Origin of the sequence: Pseudovibrio sp. POLY-S9 (assembly GCF_001431305.1) — a bacterium.
Classification (GTDB): domain Bacteria; phylum Pseudomonadota; class Alphaproteobacteria; order Rhizobiales; family Stappiaceae; genus Pseudovibrio.
The window spans coordinates 99,924-100,600 of record NZ_LCWX01000214.1; the positions used below are offsets into that span (position 1 = coordinate 99,924).

Below are 677 nucleotides of genomic sequence, written 5' to 3' on the forward strand. Positions count from 1 at the left end.
CTTTGGTGCCACGTATTGCAGTAGATGCAGATATCGACCGCGGGACCTCTTTGAAGCTGATCAAAATTGCCGACAAGAATGCGCGCCGGACGATTGGAATGGTCTGGAGGCGTAAATCTTCTTTTGAAGGAAATGCAAAATTACTTTGCAAGGCTCTGGAACGCTTTATGGTTGAAACTCAAAGAGACGTCTCGGTTCCTCAAGATGTATCGGAGAAAAGTGCTTGAAAAAAGCGCGTTCAAAGGAGAAACCAGAGCCATTAAAGCGCAGGATCAGGCGTTGGGTGTTGCGTACACTCGGGGTGCTTGTGGCTTTGCCGGTGGTGCTGACACTGCTGTATTCTGTGGTTCCTCCTTATTCCAGTTTGATGCTGTTTCGCGTTGTGACTGGTCAGCCCGTTTGGCGAGAATGGGTGCCTTTGGAAGAAATTTCCGTTAATTTACAACGTTCTGTGGTTGTCTCCGAGGATGCTACCTTCTGCACTCATGGCGGTGTTGACTGGCCTGCCGTGCGCGGACAGGCCTGGAAGTTGTTTGAAGGCAAGCGGCCTCGAGGAGCGAGTACCATCACGATGCAGCTTGCGAAGAACCTGTTTCTCTGGAACGACAGGGATTATCTGCGCAAAGTGCTAGAGGTACCTCTGGCGATGCTCATCGATACGGTGCTGTCAAAGCGGC

Annotated in this window: 1 protein-coding gene and 1 pseudogene; both read left to right on the forward strand. The window is 51.1% G+C overall.

The features are described from left to right. Positions 1 to 227, forward strand: a pseudogene (locus PPL9_RS33555) (hydrogen peroxide-inducible genes activator); the annotation flags it as partial. Next, positions 224 to 677 (forward strand): biosynthetic peptidoglycan transglycosylase (locus PPL9_RS21880; protein ID WP_208989540.1); only part of this gene is annotated, 454 nt, incomplete at its 3' end. The pseudogene PPL9_RS33555 and the gene PPL9_RS21880, both read left to right, overlap by 4 nt.